We start from the raw sequence: 16,105 nt of genomic DNA on the forward strand, positions 1-16,105 counted from the left end.
CTGCGGCTCATTATGCGCTTTTGCCTTTGTTCTGGCGGTCGGCGTGTTTTTTACGCCACAGCACGACAATCGAACCGACCAGCCCGCCGACCAGCAACAGCACCGGCAATAACATCAGACAGTTCATCACCTGATCTTCGTATTTCAGGAACAGCGGCGTTTTACCGAGAAAATAGCCCAGCGAGGTCAGGATCATGATCCACAGGAATCCGCTGACCCAGTTGAAGAACTGAAAGCGGCTATTGCTCAGCCCGGATAAACCGGCGATGGTCGGCAACAGGGTGCGAACGAAGGCCAGAAAGCGCCCCACCAACAGAGCCGAAAGACCGTGTTTATGGAACAGCGCGTGGGCACGTTCGTGATAATGGACAGGCAAATGCCCGAGCCAGCTTTGGACTATCCGCGTATTGCCCAGCCATTTCCCCTGCACATAACTGAGCCAGCAACCCAGGCTGGCGGCGGTGGTGAGCAGGAAAATGGTGAGCGGGAAATTCATCGCGTCTTTGGCGATCAGCACGCCGACCAAAATTAACAGGCTGTCGCCGGGCAAAAACGCCGCAGGTAGCAGGCCGTTTTCAAGAAAGATGATCATGAATAAAATCAGGTACAGCGCCCAGACCAGGGAAGGGTCAGCCAGGGTTTTATAATCTTGTTGCCAGAGTGCATCGATGAGAGAACTGATAATTTCCATCTGTTTCCTAAAACTCCATCATGTTCAGTGAGTCAGCGAAATACATCAGCGGAGAAACTGTCTCGACGCTGCCTGTAAGACTGATGTTGGTCGCCTCTTCCCTGGCGTGCGGTCTGGTTGCGTGTCTTGTGCGTTCCTACGCGTCATTTTGCCGTGTTTCACCTGGCGCAAACGGGTAAGAAAAGTCGTCTAACTGTAACAAAATAACAATAGCTCAGACAGGTAAATATAGCGCGTCGGGGCCGATCATTTAAGCCTGAAGCACGTTATGGAAAAGGGTTTTACATTGACTGACACTACTCGACAGTGACTGACAGGGAAGGGAAGTTTCATGCAGAGGCAGGAAAATGGCAGGTTGGGAGAATGAACCTGCCGTAATGCGGCTTTATTTATTATTCACTAATGGCTGATCGAGATGAACCACCGGATTTTCTGAATACAGGTAACGGTCTACATTAAACTCGAAATCATCACTGGTGGCGCGGAAAAGCATTTGTTTGGTGTTTTCCAGATGCTGCCACATGGCCAGTTTTGCTGCGTGCGGATCGCGGCGGATCAACGCCTTGAGGATCAGGTCATGATCTTCACACCAGCTTTCGATCGACTTTTCGTCGATATGTTCATGCAACTTGCGCCAGTACGGATTGTGTAAGCGCTGGCTCCACATCTTTTCGACGATGGTGGCGAGTGCGCTGTTTTGCGTCGCCTGCGCCACCTGCACGTGAAATTTAAGATCCCATTCTGAATCACGGAACCGGTCTTCCTGCCGCGCATGCTCCTGAATTTCCATCAGGCGCATGATGTCCTGCTTGGTGACCTGCGTGGCGGCAAACTCCGCGATATTACTTTCAATCAACTGGCGCGCCTGCAATAACTCAAACGGACCCGCGGTGCCAAATTCACTGCCGCAGTCCGGCACGACCAGATGGCGTTGCTGGTTGGACATCACATGAATGCCCGACCCTTTACGGACTTCCACATAACCTTCCACTTCCAGCATGATTATCGCTTCGCGCACCACGGTACGGCTGACGTTCATTTCATCGGAAATCAGACGTTCGGCGGGAAGTTTCTCGCCAACCGGATAGACTCCGGTCTCAACGCGTTCCTTAAGCGTGGCAGCCAGTTGTTGATAAAGGCGTCTGGTGTCTGTGGATTCCATGTGAGTGCTCTTTAAAGTAGTGAACCTGCAACGAATGAGTCTGACAGATCCCGGGACCTGTTATACAAGTACCAGTATACGGTTTAAGAAGAGGGGATGCACCGTGCATTGGTCAGAAAGGCTGGGGGGATATCTCAGAAAAAGCAAAGCCCGGCAAAGGATCTTACCGGGCGGCAATCAGCGGATCAGGCTTTCGCGGTTTTTAGCGGAGCCGGAACAGGTTCTACTGCGGAACGGTTTTGCAATACTGTCCAGATGATGATGGCACCCAGCAAGTCGAAGACGGCGAGCGCCGCAAACAGCGGGCTGAAACCGATGGTATCGGCCAACGCACCAACGACCAGCGCAAACAGGGTACTTGCCGTCCAGGCGGCCATCCCCGTCAGTCCGTTAGCTGTCGCCACTTCGTTACGACCAAACACGTCAGAGGAGAGTGTAATCAGCGCGCCAGACAGTGACTGGTGAGCAAAGCCACCCACACACAATAAAGCGATAGCTGCGTACGGGCTGGTGAACAGGCCGATCATGCCAGGGCCTATCATCAGGACTGCACCCATGGTCACGACCATTTTTCTGGAAACGATCAGGTTCACTTTAAAATGTTTCTGGAAGAACGGCGGCAGATAACCACCAAGGATACAGCCGAGGTCAGCAAACAGCATCGGCATCCAGGCGAACATCGCGATTTCTTTCAGGTTGAAGCCATACACCTTGAACATAAACAGCGGGATCCAAGCGTTGAATGTACCCCAGGCCGGTTCAGCCAGAAAACGTGGCAGTGCGATACCCCAGAACTGACGGTTACGCAGGATATCCCAGGCAGACATTTTCTTGCCGTTGGTGGTTTGGTGCTGTGCTTCCTGACCTTCCAAAATGTAATCGCGTTCTTCGTTACTGAGTTTTTTCTGATCTTTCGGGTGTTTGTAGAGAACTAACCAACTGATCGCCCAAAGCATGCTGAGCGCACCGGTGATGACGAACGCGAGCTGCCAACTGTGCATGATGATGCACCAGACAACCAGCGGTGGCGCAATCATCCCGCCGATAGAAGAACCTACGTTAAAGTAACCGACGGCAATTGAACGTTCTTTTGCCGGGAACCATTCGCTGCTGGCTTTGAGGCCGGCAGGGATCATCGCGGCTTCTGCCATACCGACAGCACCACGCGCGATGGCGAGGCCACCCCAGCTGCTGGCCAGCGCGGTCGCCATACAGAAGATGGCCCACATGATGGCAAACATGGCGTAACCGACTTTGGTGCCCATCACGTCGAGAACATAACCGGCTACCGGCTGCATCAGGGTATAGCAGGCGGAATAGGCGGCGATAATATAAGAATATTGCTGTGTACTGATGTTGAGCTGACTCATCAGTGTCGGTGCTGCAGCGGCTATGGCGTTACGTGTTAAATAACCTAGTACAGTCCCGACGGTGACCAGCCCGATCATGTACCAGCGTAACCCTTTGATCTTACCCATTTAACTCACTCCCAGTAAATAATCCGGCAATGACAGCTAAGGCTGTCATCGCACATTTCGCGCCATCTGACTCAGCATGGGCTTCTGGCTTTTCCTTAAAGTGTTTTCCGGGAACATCGCCGCCAGAGGATTTCGCTGGGGGGAGCTGCCCGATGACTCACGCACTGCTTTATTCTTATCTGTGCGTAAGGGTCCGATGAACTTCCTGCACACCAGAACAACTGCTTCACCTTTCGGCTGACTGCACCTGAGAAGTGTTGTCCGGCAACAGCGAAAGGACGTGGCAGGTAATCTCTGACGCTCTTGTCCGGACGCAGCAAAGATAACTTGTCATACAGATTTAAAATTTGAATGACATCACAAAACCACATTTAAACTGTGTGCTTACTTAACTTTTTTAACTTCACTGTTATTTACTTGATTTTACAGACTTAATGGATTTTTTATCGACCGCCGTCACACTTTTAGCTGATTACGTAACAACCAGTACCGGAAAATTCAAACCAAAGTGGTGTAACAACTTTACGATTCGTTCACAAACGGGGAAAAGAGAGTTAAAACGGCTTTAGGCAAGCCATCAGCGGGTGGTGGGGATTGCTGGCAGAGAAATAACTTGTCATACCGATTTAAAGTTTGAGTGACATCACAAAATCACACTCGGAATGTGAGGATAATAGCGGCCAGTGCTTAAAGACTCTAAAGTTTTTGTTTTACAGAGAATTAGTATGTGTTTTATAACGGAAATCGCCCACTTTCGCACAAGAGTGCCCCTAAAAAGAGCTGGACGATAAACTGAATTGGTGTGATAACTTCGCACCATTGAGAGACAACTCTACAGAATTCATGATGAGGAACCTAAGATGGCGCAGTTTTTAACGGAAGACTTCCTTCTCGACACAGAATTCGCACGTCGCCTGTATCACGACTACGCGAAAGATGAGCCCATTTTCGACTACCACTGCCATTTGCCACCTGAGCTGATTGCCCAGGATTATCATTTTAAAAACATGTACGACGTATGGCTTAAAGGCGATCACTACAAATGGCGCGCGATGCGTACCAATGGTGTGCCTGAGCGTATGTGTACCGGTGATGCCACTGACCGCGAGAAGTTTGACGCCTGGGCGGCAACGGTTCCGCACACCATCGGAAACCCGCTGTACCACTGGACCCACCTCGAGCTGCGTCGTCCGTTCGGCATCACCGGTAAATTGCTTTCTCCGTCTACCGCAGGCGAAATCTGGGAGCGCGGCAATGCTTTGCTGGCGCAGGATGACTTTTCTGCCCGTGGCATCATGAAACAGATGAACGTGAAAATGGTCGGCACCACCGATGACCCTGTCGATTCTCTGGAACACCATAAAGCCGTGGCGCAGGACAGCAGTTTTGACATCAAAGTGCTGCCAAGCTGGCGTCCGGACAAAGCCTTCAACATTGAAGCAGCGACCTTCGTGGATTACATGAAGAAACTGGAAGCGGCCTCTGATGTGTCTATTAGCCGTTTCAGCGATCTGCGTGATGCCCTGAAAAAACGGATGGACCACTTCGCGGCGCACGGCTGCAAAGTTTCCGACCACGCGCTGGACGTTGTGGTGTACGGCGAAGCGGACGACGCGACGCTGGATGGCATTCTGGCCCGCCGCCTGAGCGGTGAAACGCCAACCCCGGCAGAAATCGCGCAGTTCAAAACCGGCGTTCTGCTGTATCTGGCTTCTGAATATCAGCGTCGCGAATGGGTACAGCAGTACCACATTGGCGCGCTGCGTAATAACAATACCCGGATGTTCCAGCTGATCGGTGCAGACGTCGGTTTCGATTCCATCAATGACCAGCCGCTGGCAGAACCGCTGTCCAAATTATTGGGTGCGCAGGGCATGGCTGGTGGCCTGCCGAAAACCATTCTGTACTGCCTGAACCCTCGTGATAACGAAGTGATCGGCACCATGGTCGGTAACTTCCAGGGTGAAGGGATGCCGGGCAAGATGCAGTTTGGTTCTGGCTGGTGGTTCAATGATCAGAAAGACGGCATGCAGCGCCAGATGACTCAGCTCGCCAACCTCGGTTTACTCAGCCGTTTCGTGGGCATGCTGACCGACAGCCGCAGCTTCCTGTCTTATACACGTCACGAATACTTCCGCCGCATTCTGTGCCAGATGATTGGCCGCTGGGTGGAAGAGGGCGAAGCGCCGGCAGATATCGAACTGCTGGGCAGCATGGTGAAAAATATCTGCTTCGACAACGCCAAACAGTATTTCCAGATTGAACTGAACTAAAAACGCACGACGGGGCGCAGGTTCCTGCGCTCCGATAATAAACAGAGCAATAACAACTAATTATCCCATTTAGCACGGCGGCCACAGGACACATTCTTTGTCCTCAAAGACCGGCGTCTGAGCAAATTAAGGTAAATGTGAGATGCAAAGGTTAAATCGCCGTGACTTTCCAGGCCGTCATCATCCCGACAAAATTATTCAGTTCGGTGAAGGTAACTTTTTGCGGGCGTTCGTTGACTGGCAAATCGACCTGTTAAATGAACATACCGATCTGAACGCCGGTATCGTGATCGTTCGCCCGATTGACACCGATTTTCCGCCTTCGCTCAGCACGCAGGATGGCCTGTACACCACCATCATCAGCGGCCTGAACGAGCAGGGCGAAACGGTGCGTGATACGCGCATCATTCGTTCCGTCAACCGCGAAATCAATATTTATCATCAGTTTGACGAGTATCTGGCGCTGGCGCGCGATCCCAATATCCGCTTTGTGTTTTCCAACACCACCGAAGCAGGGATCAGCTACGTCGAGAGCGATCGTCTGGAAGACGCGCCACCGGCCAGCTTCCCCGCCAAACTGACCCGTTTGCTGTTCGAGCGTTTCACTCACTTCTCTGGCGCTGCCGATAAAGGCTGGGTTTTACTGCCATGTGAACTGATCGACTACAACGGCGAAGCCTTGCAGGAACTGGTGCTGCGCTACGCACAACAGTGGGCATTACCTGCTTCCTTTACCCAATGGCTGGAAACCAGCAACACCTTCTGCTCAACGCTGGTTGACCGCATCGTGACCGGTTATCCACGCAGCGAAGTGGACAGTCTGCAGCAGGAACTGGGCTATCAGGACAGCTTTTTCGACAGCGCGGAACACTTCTATCTGTTCGTGATCCAGGGGCCGAAAAGTCTGGCTCAGGAGCTGCGTCTGGACAAACTGCCGCTGAACATTCGTTTGGTTGATGACATCAAACCGTACAAAGAACGCAAAGTGGCGATCCTCAACGGTGCGCATACCGCGCTGGTGCCGGTGGCATTTCTGTGTGGTCTGAACACCGTCGGCGAATCGATGAATGATGCGCAGTTAAGCCGCTATGTTGAGCTGGCTATTTCTGAAGAAATCTCGCCGGTACTGGATCTGCCGCAGGATGAACTGACCTCCTTCGCGCAGGCCGTGCTGAGCCGTTTCCGCAACCCGTTCATTCAGCTTCAGCTGTTGTCGATTGCCCTGAACGGCATGACTAAATACCGCACCCGTATTCTGCCGCAACTGCTGGCGAGTCAGGAAAAACATCAGATCCTGCCGCCACGCCTGACCTTCGCGTTGGCCGCGTTGCTGGCATTTTACCGCGGCGAACGTAATGGTGAAATCTATCCGTTGCAGGATGATGCCCACTGGCTGAGCCGTTTCTCAGAACTGTGGAGCAGCGTACGTAACGGCGAATTACCGCTGGCCGGGCTGGTGGAAACCGTGCTGGCCGATGAAGAACACTGGGGACGGGATCTCAACACCGTGCCTGGCCTGACCGCTAAAGTGACCGAACAGTTACAGGCGATCGAAGACCGTGGCATGCGCGATGCGCTGGCGGCTTACAGCTAAGAGGGCGACTATGCAAAGTATCATTCAAATTCATCCTGCTGATAACGTTGCCGTGGCACTGCGCGACATTGAAGCCGGTGAGCGCGTCGAAGCGGGCGATTATCAGGTCGTGTTGCCAGAAGCGGTTGCCCGTGGTCACAAATTTGCCCTGCGCCCGATTGTGGCCGGGGAAAATATTGTCAAATACGGCCTGCCGATTGGCCATGCGCTGTCCGTGATTGAACCGGGCGTGCATATCCATTCGCAAAACGGCAAAACCAATTTAAGCGATCTGGATCAGTACCAGTATCAGCCGGAGTTTGTGACCGTGCCTGAGCAGATGGCCGATCGCGAAGTCCAGATCTATCGCCGAAAAGACGGTCAGGTGGGGATCCGCAACGAGCTATGGTTAATCCCGACCGTCGGCTGTGTGAACGGTATCGCCCGTCAGATCCAGACGCGTTTTCTCAAAGAGACTAATGACGCAGAAGGCACCGACGGTGTTTATCTGTTCACGCATCCGTTTGGCTGTTCGCAGCTGGGTGACGATCACATTAATACCCGCACCATGCTGCAAAATATGGTGCGCCACCCGAACGCCGGTGCGGTGCTGGTAATCGGCCTGGGTTGTGAAAACAATCAGGTGGACGTATTCCGCGAGACGCTGGGTGACGTCGACGAAGACCGCGTGCGTTTCATGACGCTGCAAAAATTCGATGACGAAGTGGAAGCCGGTCTGGAGCGTCTGCGCGAGCTGTATGCCGTCATGCGTAATGACAAACGCGAGAGCGGTAAACTCAGCGAACTGAAGTTTGGTCTGGAATGCGGTGGCTCCGACGGACTGTCCGGTATCACCGCCAACCCGCTGCTGGGGCGCTTCTCTGACTATGTGATTGCTAACGGCGGCACCTCCGTGCTGACCGAAGTGCCGGAAATGTTTGGCGCAGAACGTATCCTGATGAGCCGTTGCCGTGACGAATCAACGTTTGAAAAAACCGTCCACATGGTGAACGACTTCAAGCAGTACTTCATCGAGCATAATCAGCCGATTTACGAAAACCCATCTCCGGGCAACAAAGCCGGGGGTATCACTACGCTGGAAGAGAAGTCGCTCGGTTGTACGCAGAAAGCCGGTCAAAGCCCGGTCATGGACGTACTGAAATACGGCGAACGCCTGACCACGCCTGGGCTTAACCTGCTCAGCGCGCCGGGTAACGATGCGGTGGCGACCAGCGCATTAGCCGGTGCCGGCTGCCACATGGTGCTGTTCAGCACCGGACGCGGCACGCCTTATGGCGGTTTCGTTCCGACGGTTAAACTGGCAACCAACAGCGAGCTCGCGGCGAAAAAACCACACTGGATCGATTTCGATGCCGGTCAGCTGATCCACGATGTCACCATGGATCAACTGCTGGGCGAATTTGTGGATCTGATCGTGGCGATCGCTGATGGCCGCAAAGCCAAAAACGAGCTGAATGATTTCCGTGAATTAGCGATTTTTAAAAGCGGTGTCACATTGTAACCCTGCGGCTTTATCGTTAGGATGAAACGGCGTTTCAATTATGAAGCGCCGTTTTTACGTTACAGCTTTGCGTAGCAGCGATACGTGAAAAAACGACGAAGTCTTCTACGCAGAGAGCCTGATAAATGACGTATTACTGGTTTGCCCAGTCGATTGGTGTGGTGGCTTTTGTTGTCGGCATCACCATGTTTTTCAACCGCAGCGATCGACGCTTCAAACAGCAACTTTCCGCCTACAGCGCCATTATCGGCGTGCATTTCCTGCTGATGGGCGCCGCACCCGCAGGCATGAGCGCCTTGCTCAACTCTATCCGTACCCTGATTTCCCTGCGCACCCGTAACCAGTGGATTATGGTGATTTTCATCGTCCTGACGCTGTTCTTAGGCCTGAGCCGCGCGCATCACTGGATGGAGTTATTGCCGGTCGGTGCCACCGTCGTCAGTACCTGGGCGCTGTTTCGCACCAGCGGGCTGACCACGCGCTGCATCATGTGGTGCTCAACCTGCTGCTGGGTGGCGCATAACGTCTGGCTCGGCTCGATTGGCGGCTCGCTTATCGAAGGCAGTTTCCTCGTCATGAACGGTTTTAACATCATTCGCTTCCGCCGCCTGCAACTGCGTGGCATCGATCCTTTCCTGGTGGAAAAGAAGATTGTGAAGAAGATGGATCAGAACAAAGCGGCGGAGTGAGATTTCACTCCGTCTCAGGAAAATTACTCTTCCAGCTTAAGCGGCGGCAGCTGCGCGAAGATGCTCAGCAAGCCTTCGCCCCAGCCTTTGCGGATCATGTCGAAATACGGGTGCGTTTCGGTGATCCGATATTGTTGCGCGGTACTGTAGCTGTCGGTTGGGTAGGTCAGGACGTCGAGCGGCAGACCGACGGACAGATTGCTGCGCAGCGTGGAATCCATTGAAATCAGCGCGCACTGCATCGCCTGATCCAGCGGGGTATCGAAGCTCAGCACGCGATCGATAATCGGCTTGCCGTATTTGCTTTCACCCACCTGAAAATAGGGCGTGTCGTGCGTGGCTTCGATGAAGTTGCCTTGCGGATAGATGTGGAACAGCCGCAGGCCTTCGCCCTTTATTTGCCCGCCGAGCAGCAGGTTGCAGCTGAAATCCGTGGTGCCGCCCTGATTCGCGCCGCTGTCGCGGGCAATCACTTCGCGCACCGTTTCACCGAGCAGGCTGGCGGCGTCATACATCGACGCCACGTTGAGCAGGTTTTCCCGTTGATCATCCAGACAGCGGCGATGGAGCAGACTGATAATGCTCTGTGTGGTCGCCAGATTTCCGGCACTTTGGAGCACCAGTACGCGTTCATCGCTTTGATGAAAAACGTGCAGTTTTCGGAAAGTGGAAATATGGTCCACCCCGGCATTGGTGCGCGAGTCTGATACAAACACCAGGCCAGAGGACAAGCGCATGGCCACACAGTAAGTCATAGAAAAATCTTCCTATTTCAAGCAGTCAGGATTATTGCGGAATGTCGAACATTTCGACCGCCGCGACAGTGCGCATGTCTTCGCATCCCCCACCTAACCGGATACCGCGAACCGGACATGCATCAAGATAATCTATGCCGATAGCCAGTTTCAAATGCTGATTGGGCTGGCAGGTATTATTCGTGACATCGAAGCTTTGCCAGCGGTCATCCAGCCAGGCTTCGGCCCACGCGTGCATCGCCACATGGGCGGAGTCTTGGGTATAGAGATAACCGCTGACGTAGCGCGCCGGAATGCCCAGACTACGGCAGCAGGCGAGGAAAACGTGGGTGTGATCCTGACACACGCCCTGCTGCGCAGAAAACGCTTGTGAGGCGCTGTCTTTTACCGTGGTGGTGCCTGGGCTGTAGGGCATTTTCAGCAACAGCTCACCCATCAGGCTGCACAGACTTTCGTGTTGTGCCTGTGGCCGGTAATAACGGTTGGCAAAATCGCGGATCGCGCCATCGGCCAGCGTCAGCGGGCTGGTGCGCAAAAACACCAGTGGCGAGAGATGCCCGCAGTTGTCGTCCTCGGTATTGTCTTCAATTTCGACCACGCCGTTAGCTTCAATGGTGATCGCCTGATGCGGCTGATCCAGCGTCAGCACATGCAGCACGTTGCCGTAAGCATCGAACGTGCGGGTGGCGTATTCCGGCAGCGTTAAATCCCATGACAGGATTTTCTGATGGCTGGAGTTCTGCGGCGTGAGGCGCAGATATTGCGTGCTGTGTTTGACCTGTTGCGCATAAGTGTAATGCGTCTGATGACTGACATTCAGTTTCATTATTGTGCCTCCAGATAGGTCTGATGGATGCTCTCTGCGATAGCGCCGGTCTGGTCGAGGAACTGCATCAACCAGGGGCTGAGACCCATTTCGACAATTTCTTCCATTTCGGTGAAGCGTAGCTGCGCGTGCAGGGTGTGAACGCGCCGGCGTGGCAGATTGCCCGCTGTACCGCCGATTTCTTCTAACTGCTCGGCCATAATTTCCACGCATGACAGCAGGGATCGCGGCAACTCACGGCGCAGGATCAGCAACTCGGCGATGCGCTTCTGGCTGAGTTGCTGTTTGTACAGTGTATGGAATGCCTCACGTGCACTGACGGCGCGCAGCAGCGTGTCCATCCGGTAATATTCGCGCACCGGATCTTCATCCGCGTTAAGCAGCTGATTTTTGGCATCCAGCAGGCGCGCAGTGCTGTCTGCACGTTCCAGCATGGTGCCGAGGCGGATGAAATTTTGGGCGTCGCTGCGCAGCAAAGTGCCGAACATCGCGCCACGGAACAGATGTGAGCGCTCCTTAACCCAGTCGAAGAAGGAATCCGCACCGGCGGAACCGACGCCCTGACGGCGGATCAGTTTCATCTCAATCCATGTGGCGTTGATGCTTTCCCAGACTTCAGAAGACAGGCTGCCGCGCACCGCGTGGGCGTTGTTCCACGCCATTTGCAGACAGCTGTAAATACTGCCGTGATTGATGTTATCGAGCGCGAAAAAGTTGAGCAGATTGCTCATGGTCAGCTGCGGATAATGTTCATTGAACAGCGTGCGGGTACCGGTCATGGTCAGCGGCACCAGCAGATCGTTATTTTCATCGCGCGCCATGACGTCACGGATCGACATCATCGACAGCTTGTTGGTGACGTCCAGCAGACGGGCGATATTCTCGGCGCGTTCCAGATAACGCGCCATCCAGTACAGCTCACTGGCGGTTCTGCTTAGCATGCGTCATCCTCCGTCGAATCTTCTTCTTCCAGCACCCAGGTATCTTTCGTCCCGCCGCCCTGCGATGAGTTGACCACCAGCGATCCTTCGGCCAGCGCCACGCGGGTTAAACCGCCGGGAACCAGACGGATCTCTGCGCCGGTGAGCGCGAAGGGCCGCAAATCGATATGGCGGGGTGCCAGACCATTTTCGACAAACGTCGGGCAGGTGGAGAGCGCGAGCGTTTCCTGTGCGATGTAATTTTCGGGGCGGGTTTTCAGTAAATCGCGAAAACGTGCCAGTTCCTCAAGGCTGGCCGTCGGGCCAATGAGCATGCCGTAACCGCCCGCGCCGTGAACCTCTTTCACCACCATTTTGTCCAGATTCGCCAGCACAAAAGACAGGTCAGATTGCTTACGGCATTGCCACGTTGGCACGTTATTGAGGATAGGATCTTCGCCCAGGTAGTAGCGGATCATCTCAGGCACGTAAGGGTAGATGGATTTATCGTCAGCAACGCCGGTGCCGATGGCATTCGCCAGCACCACGCCACCGGCGCGGTAGACCGACAGCAGGCCGGGTACGCCCAGCATGGAGTCGGCGCGAAACGCCAGCGGATCCAAAAACGCATCGTCGATGCGCCGGTAGATAACGTCGATCTTGCAGGGACCCGCGGTGGTACGCATCAGCACTGCACCGTCTTTAACGAACAAATCGGCGCTTTCAACCAGTTCAACGCCCATTTGCTGCGCAAGAAAACTGTGTTCGAAATAGGCACTGTTAAAACGCCCCGGTGTCAGCACGACGACAGTAGGATCGTTAACTGGCGTGCTTTCACGCAAAGTTTGCAGCAGATGAGAAGGGTAGCGCGAAACCGGTGCGATGCGCTGCTCGGCAAACAGCTCCGGGTACAACCGCATCATCATTTTGCGGTTTTCCATCATGTAGGAAACGCCGGACGGTGTGCGCAGGTTGTCCTCCAGCACGTAGTATTCACCATCGCCGCCGCGCACCATGTCGGTTCCGGCGATGTGAGCGTAGGTATCACGATGAAGATCGATGCCCTGCATACAAGGCTGATACTGATCGTTGGCCAGCACCTGTTCGGCAGGCACCAGTCCGGCTTTGAGTATTTTCTGGTCGTGATAAATATCATGCAGAAATGCGTTCAGCGCCTGAACCCGCTGGCGGATCCCGCGATCGAGCATTTTCCATTCCCCGGCGGGAATAATGCGCGGCACGCTGTCAAACGGGATCAGCCGCTCTGCGCCATCATCTTCGCCGTAAACATTAAAGGTAATCCCCACCCGGTGGAACAGCAGCGCTGCTTCCTCTTTTTTGCGCTGTACGGCCTGTTGATCGGCCTGCTGCAACCACTGCCAGTAAGCCTGATAATGGCTGCGGTGTTTCCCTTCAGCCATTAACATTTCATCAAAGAAGGGTGAATCGGAAAGGTCAATCTTAATCATCATCACCTCACAAACTGGACCGGCTGCAATTGAATCGTTCAATAACAATGAAGATCACGCATAAAGTGTGCCATCGTGCAAAATGGGTTGGAAATCGGGGAAAAAGTGGTTGGTCTGCCTTCTTCGGGTGCAACCGGTTTTCAAGCTGAGTCAAAAGAGTGCAGAAATGATTAGGTTACTGTAAGTATGATCTTTGATGAGGCAATTACCATTAATGATATGAAAACGGCAAAAAGCATATGGATACATTAATTATGTTTAGTATTTCCGCGCATCATCACATTCACATTTTCGGGATGCTGATATACACACACCCACAATTTCACCATGTGAATACAGTCTCCTCACACTCCGAAAAGCAGGATGCTTTTCACATGCCAACCAGGGACCGGAATGGATACACTTTCCCGCTATTCTCTTGATATCTGGAACAGCCCGTACAGTCTGGACGTGCTGAACTTTCGTGGCGAGGAACAGCTCAGCGAAACTTTTACCTACACTGTTGACGTCACCAGCCCCGAACCGGATATCGATGCCGCCTGGATGTTGCGCCAGTTCGCCAGCTTTACCATGGGCACGCCTTTACAGCCCGAACGCGCCGTGTACGGCGTTATCCGTGACTTTCAGCGCCTGTCGACCTCCGCCGACGAAACCCTGTACCGCCTTGAGCTGGTGCCGCGCCTGCGGCTGCTGGAAAACAGCACCAACAGCTTTATTTTTCAGAACCAGTCGGTGCCTGAAGTGGCGGAGTTTATCCTGCGCAAGCACGGGCTCGAGGGGCAGGATTTTGAGTTTCGCCTCAGCCAGACCTACCCCGACCGCGAGCTTATCACCCAGTGGGGCGAGACCGACCTGCAGTTTATAAAACGCATTCTGGCCGAGGTCGGTATCTGGTTTCGCTTTGAGGCGGACAACCGCCTGACGTGTGAAAAGGTGCTGTTCTGCGACGGCCCGGAGCAGTACCAGTTTGCTGTCACGCTCCCGTACTGCGAGCCTTCGGGGATGAGCGACGGCCAAACCGAAAGCGTCTGGGGGCTGAAAATCCACTGGAACGCCGTGACCGGCAAAATCTTCAAACGCGATTATAACTACCGCGAGGCGACCACGCCGCTGGACGCCAGCGCGCAGGTGCAAAGCGCTGCGCCGGTGACCGGAGAAAACTACCTGTACGCCAGACCTTACCGCGAGGCCGGTGAGGACGTGGACGCCGCCGCTGAAACCGGCGCGTTTTATGCCCGCATCCGGCATGAACGTAAACTGAATCATCAGTGCCGCATCTTTGCCCGCACCACCGGCAGCGGGCTGGCGCCGGGTCAGGTGCTGGAGCCGCAGACCTACCCGTTCAGCGACCTGCCGGAGGGCATCTTCATTACCCGCATCGTCGCCAAAGGCTCGCGCACCGACCACTTCCGCCTCAATATCTGGGGCATTGCGTACCGCGAAACGATTTGTTTTCGCCCCGAACCTCCGGCACGGCCGGTGCTCAGCGGCACGATACCGGCGCGGGTGGAAAGTCCGACAAAAGGCGACACCTACGCGTGGCTCGATAATCAGGGGCGTTACCGCGTGCGCATCAACGGCGACCGCGTCTCGGCGGATGCTGGTTATGCGTACCTGTGGGTGCGCCTCGCCAAACCGTATGGCGGCGACGGCTACGGCTGGCATATGCCGCTGACCGACGGCACCGAAGTGGCCATCGCCTTTGACGGCGGCGACCCCGATCGGCCTTATATCGCCGCCGCGCTGCATGACTCCGAACATCCCGACCACGTGACCGAACGGAACCACACCCGCAACGTCCTGCGCACCCCGTCAAATAACACGCTGCGGATGGAGGACCGGCGCGGTGAGGAGCACATCAAGCTCGCCACCGAATACGGCAAAACCCAGCTGAATACCGGGCATATCGTCGATGCGCAAAACAAGCCCCGTGGGCAAGGCTTCGAGCTGCGCACCGATGAACATGGCGTCCTGCGCGGCGGCAAGGGCGTCTTTCTCAGCGCGGACGCACAGCCGCAGGCACAGGGTCAGGTGCTGGATAACCGCGCGGCGATGGCTGAAATCGACTACCTGCAGCGTCAGGTGAAAGCACTGAGCCAGGCCGCCGCCGAAGCCAAAGCGCTGGAGGCCGACATCGCGGCGCAAATCGCCATGTTCAGCGAAAGGCTGAAGCCGATCAATCAGGTGGTGCTGGTCAGCGCCCCGGCAGGCATGGCGCTGACCAGCGGCGAGCACCTGCAACTGGCGGCGACCAAAAACATGATACTGAACGCCGGTAAAAATGCGGATATCGGGGTGATTAAGAACCTGACCGTCAACACCGGTGAGAGAATGGGCATCTTTGCCCTGAAGGGTGAAATGAGCCTGAAAGCCAGCGAAGGCAAGGTCGACGTTCAGGCGCAGAACAACCAGTTGTCGCTTGCGGCGGGCAAAAAACTCAGCATCACGGCGGTGGACGGCGACATCCTGTTCAGCGCGAAAAAGCACATCACGCTGATTGGCGGCGGCAGCTACCTCATCCTGCAGGACGGCAAAATTGAGTACGGCACGGCCGGTGAGTATTTCAGGAAAACGCCGCACACGGTGCTGACGGTTGTGGAAACGATGCCGCATGACTTTCCGTCGGTTCCTCCGGTGATCAGCGGATTAACGGAACAGGAAGCAGAGAATGAGCCTGCAAACGATATAACCCTCGCCGGGATTTCCTGAACACAGGGTATATATAACCTACGAATATCGCATTCAAC

Annotated in this window: 12 protein-coding genes; 5 read left to right on the forward strand and 7 right to left on the reverse strand. The window is 54.6% G+C overall.

What is annotated here, in order from left to right:
* Positions 1-10: 10 nt before the first annotated feature.
* The 3 genes from TU92_RS21330 to TU92_RS21340 form a co-directional block, all read right to left on the reverse strand.
* Positions 11-691 carry a DedA family protein gene (locus tag TU92_RS21330; protein WP_112169265.1) on the reverse strand — a complete coding sequence of 227 codons (681 nt, stop codon included), beginning with the start codon at positions 689-691 and terminating at the stop codon, positions 11-13.
* Between the two features lie 385 nt (positions 692-1,076).
* Positions 1,077-1,853, reverse strand: coding sequence for a transcriptional regulator ExuR (gene exuR / locus TU92_RS21335; RefSeq protein WP_112169267.1), 777 nt, complete (start codon positions 1,851-1,853; stop codon positions 1,077-1,079).
* A 185-nt stretch (positions 1,854-2,038) separates the two neighbouring features.
* Positions 2,039-3,331 (reverse strand): MFS transporter, encoded by a 1,293-nt coding sequence (locus TU92_RS21340; RefSeq protein WP_112169269.1) that lies wholly within the window; start codon positions 3,329-3,331, stop codon positions 2,039-2,041.
* A gap of 860 nt (positions 3,332-4,191) precedes the next feature.
* On the opposite strand from TU92_RS21340, the gene uxaC reads away from it, so the two are divergent.
* The 4 genes from uxaC to TU92_RS21360 all read left to right on the forward strand — a co-directional run bounded on the left by uxaC (position 4,192) and on the right by TU92_RS21360 (position 9,388).
* The gene (gene uxaC, locus TU92_RS21345) at positions 4,192-5,604 is read left to right on the forward strand and encodes a glucuronate isomerase (RefSeq protein ID WP_112169271.1); all 1,413 of its coding nucleotides are present in this window, start codon (positions 4,192-4,194) and stop codon (positions 5,602-5,604) included.
* Between the two features lie 142 nt (positions 5,605-5,746).
* On the forward strand, positions 5,747-7,198 hold the full coding sequence (locus tag TU92_RS21350; protein ID WP_112169273.1) for a tagaturonate reductase: 1,452 nt from the start codon (positions 5,747-5,749) through the stop codon (positions 7,196-7,198).
* Positions 7,199-7,208: 10 nt separating this feature from the next.
* Positions 7,209-8,699, forward strand: coding sequence for a UxaA family hydrolase (locus tag TU92_RS21355; protein WP_112169275.1), 1,491 nt, complete (start codon positions 7,209-7,211; stop codon positions 8,697-8,699).
* 125 nt (positions 8,700-8,824) lie between these two features.
* A complete protein-coding gene (locus TU92_RS21360; RefSeq protein WP_112169277.1) occupies positions 8,825-9,388 on the forward strand; it encodes a YgjV family protein in 564 nt (187 codons plus the stop codon).
* Positions 9,389-9,411: 23 nt separating this feature from the next.
* Here TU92_RS21360 and TU92_RS21365 read toward each other — a convergent pair whose 3' ends face one another.
* From TU92_RS21365 to TU92_RS21380, 4 genes are read right to left on the reverse strand one after another with little or no spacing between them, the layout of a single operon-like run.
* Positions 9,412-10,143, reverse strand: coding sequence for a proteasome-type protease (locus tag TU92_RS21365; RefSeq protein ID WP_112169279.1), 732 nt, complete (start codon positions 10,141-10,143; stop codon positions 9,412-9,414).
* Positions 10,144-10,174: 31 nt separating this feature from the next.
* Positions 10,175-10,969, reverse strand: coding sequence for a transglutaminase family protein (locus TU92_RS21370; protein ID WP_112169281.1), 795 nt, complete (start codon positions 10,967-10,969; stop codon positions 10,175-10,177).
* Positions 10,969-11,910 (reverse strand): alpha-E domain-containing protein, encoded by a 942-nt coding sequence (locus TU92_RS21375; RefSeq protein WP_112169283.1) that lies wholly within the window; start codon positions 11,908-11,910, stop codon positions 10,969-10,971. Before TU92_RS21375 ends, TU92_RS21370 begins: the two co-directional genes overlap by 1 nt.
* Positions 11,904-13,358 carry a circularly permuted type 2 ATP-grasp protein gene (locus TU92_RS21380; RefSeq protein ID WP_112169348.1) on the reverse strand — a complete coding sequence of 485 codons (1,455 nt, stop codon included), beginning with the start codon at positions 13,356-13,358 and terminating at the stop codon, positions 11,904-11,906. The genes TU92_RS21375 and TU92_RS21380 overlap by 7 nt, the downstream gene beginning before the upstream one ends.
* 393 nt (positions 13,359-13,751) lie before the next feature.
* Here TU92_RS21380 and TU92_RS21385 point away from each other — a divergent pair, with 393 nt between their 5' ends.
* Positions 13,752-16,067, forward strand: a complete 2,316-nt coding sequence (locus tag TU92_RS21385; protein WP_112169285.1) for a type VI secretion system Vgr family protein — start codon at positions 13,752-13,754, stop codon at positions 16,065-16,067.
* Positions 16,068-16,105 lie beyond the last annotated feature (38 nt).

It is taken from the genome of Rahnella inusitata, from assembly GCF_003263515.1.
In the GTDB taxonomy this organism is placed as follows: Bacteria; Pseudomonadota; Gammaproteobacteria; order Enterobacterales; family Enterobacteriaceae; genus Rahnella; species Rahnella inusitata.

Coding starts and splice junctions, on each gene's coding strand:
- TU92_RS21385 (WP_112169285.1), top strand. CDS start 13,752: ATGGATACACTTTCCCGCTATTCTCTTGATATCTGGAACAGCCCGTAC.
- TU92_RS21350 (WP_112169273.1), top strand. CDS start 5,747: ATGCAAAGGTTAAATCGCCGTGACTTTCCAGGCCGTCATCATCCCGAC.
- TU92_RS21365 (WP_112169279.1), bottom strand. CDS start 10,143: ATGACTTACTGTGTGGCCATGCGCTTGTCCTCTGGCCTGGTGTTTGTA.
- TU92_RS21370 (WP_112169281.1), bottom strand. CDS start 10,969: ATGAAACTGAATGTCAGTCATCAGACGCATTACACTTATGCGCAACAG.
- TU92_RS21380 (WP_112169348.1), bottom strand. CDS start 13,358: ATGATTAAGATTGACCTTTCCGATTCACCCTTCTTTGATGAAATGTTA.
- exuR (WP_112169267.1), bottom strand. CDS start 1,853: ATGGAATCCACAGACACCAGACGCCTTTATCAACAACTGGCTGCCACG.
- TU92_RS21360 (WP_112169277.1), top strand. CDS start 8,825: ATGACGTATTACTGGTTTGCCCAGTCGATTGGTGTGGTGGCTTTTGTT.
- uxaC (WP_112169271.1), top strand. CDS start 4,192: ATGGCGCAGTTTTTAACGGAAGACTTCCTTCTCGACACAGAATTCGCA.
- TU92_RS21330 (WP_112169265.1), bottom strand. CDS start 691: ATGGAAATTATCAGTTCTCTCATCGATGCACTCTGGCAACAAGATTAT.
- TU92_RS21375 (WP_112169283.1), bottom strand. CDS start 11,910: ATGCTAAGCAGAACCGCCAGTGAGCTGTACTGGATGGCGCGTTATCTG.
- TU92_RS21355 (WP_112169275.1), top strand. CDS start 7,209: ATGCAAAGTATCATTCAAATTCATCCTGCTGATAACGTTGCCGTGGCA.
- TU92_RS21340 (WP_112169269.1), bottom strand. CDS start 3,331: ATGGGTAAGATCAAAGGGTTACGCTGGTACATGATCGGGCTGGTCACC.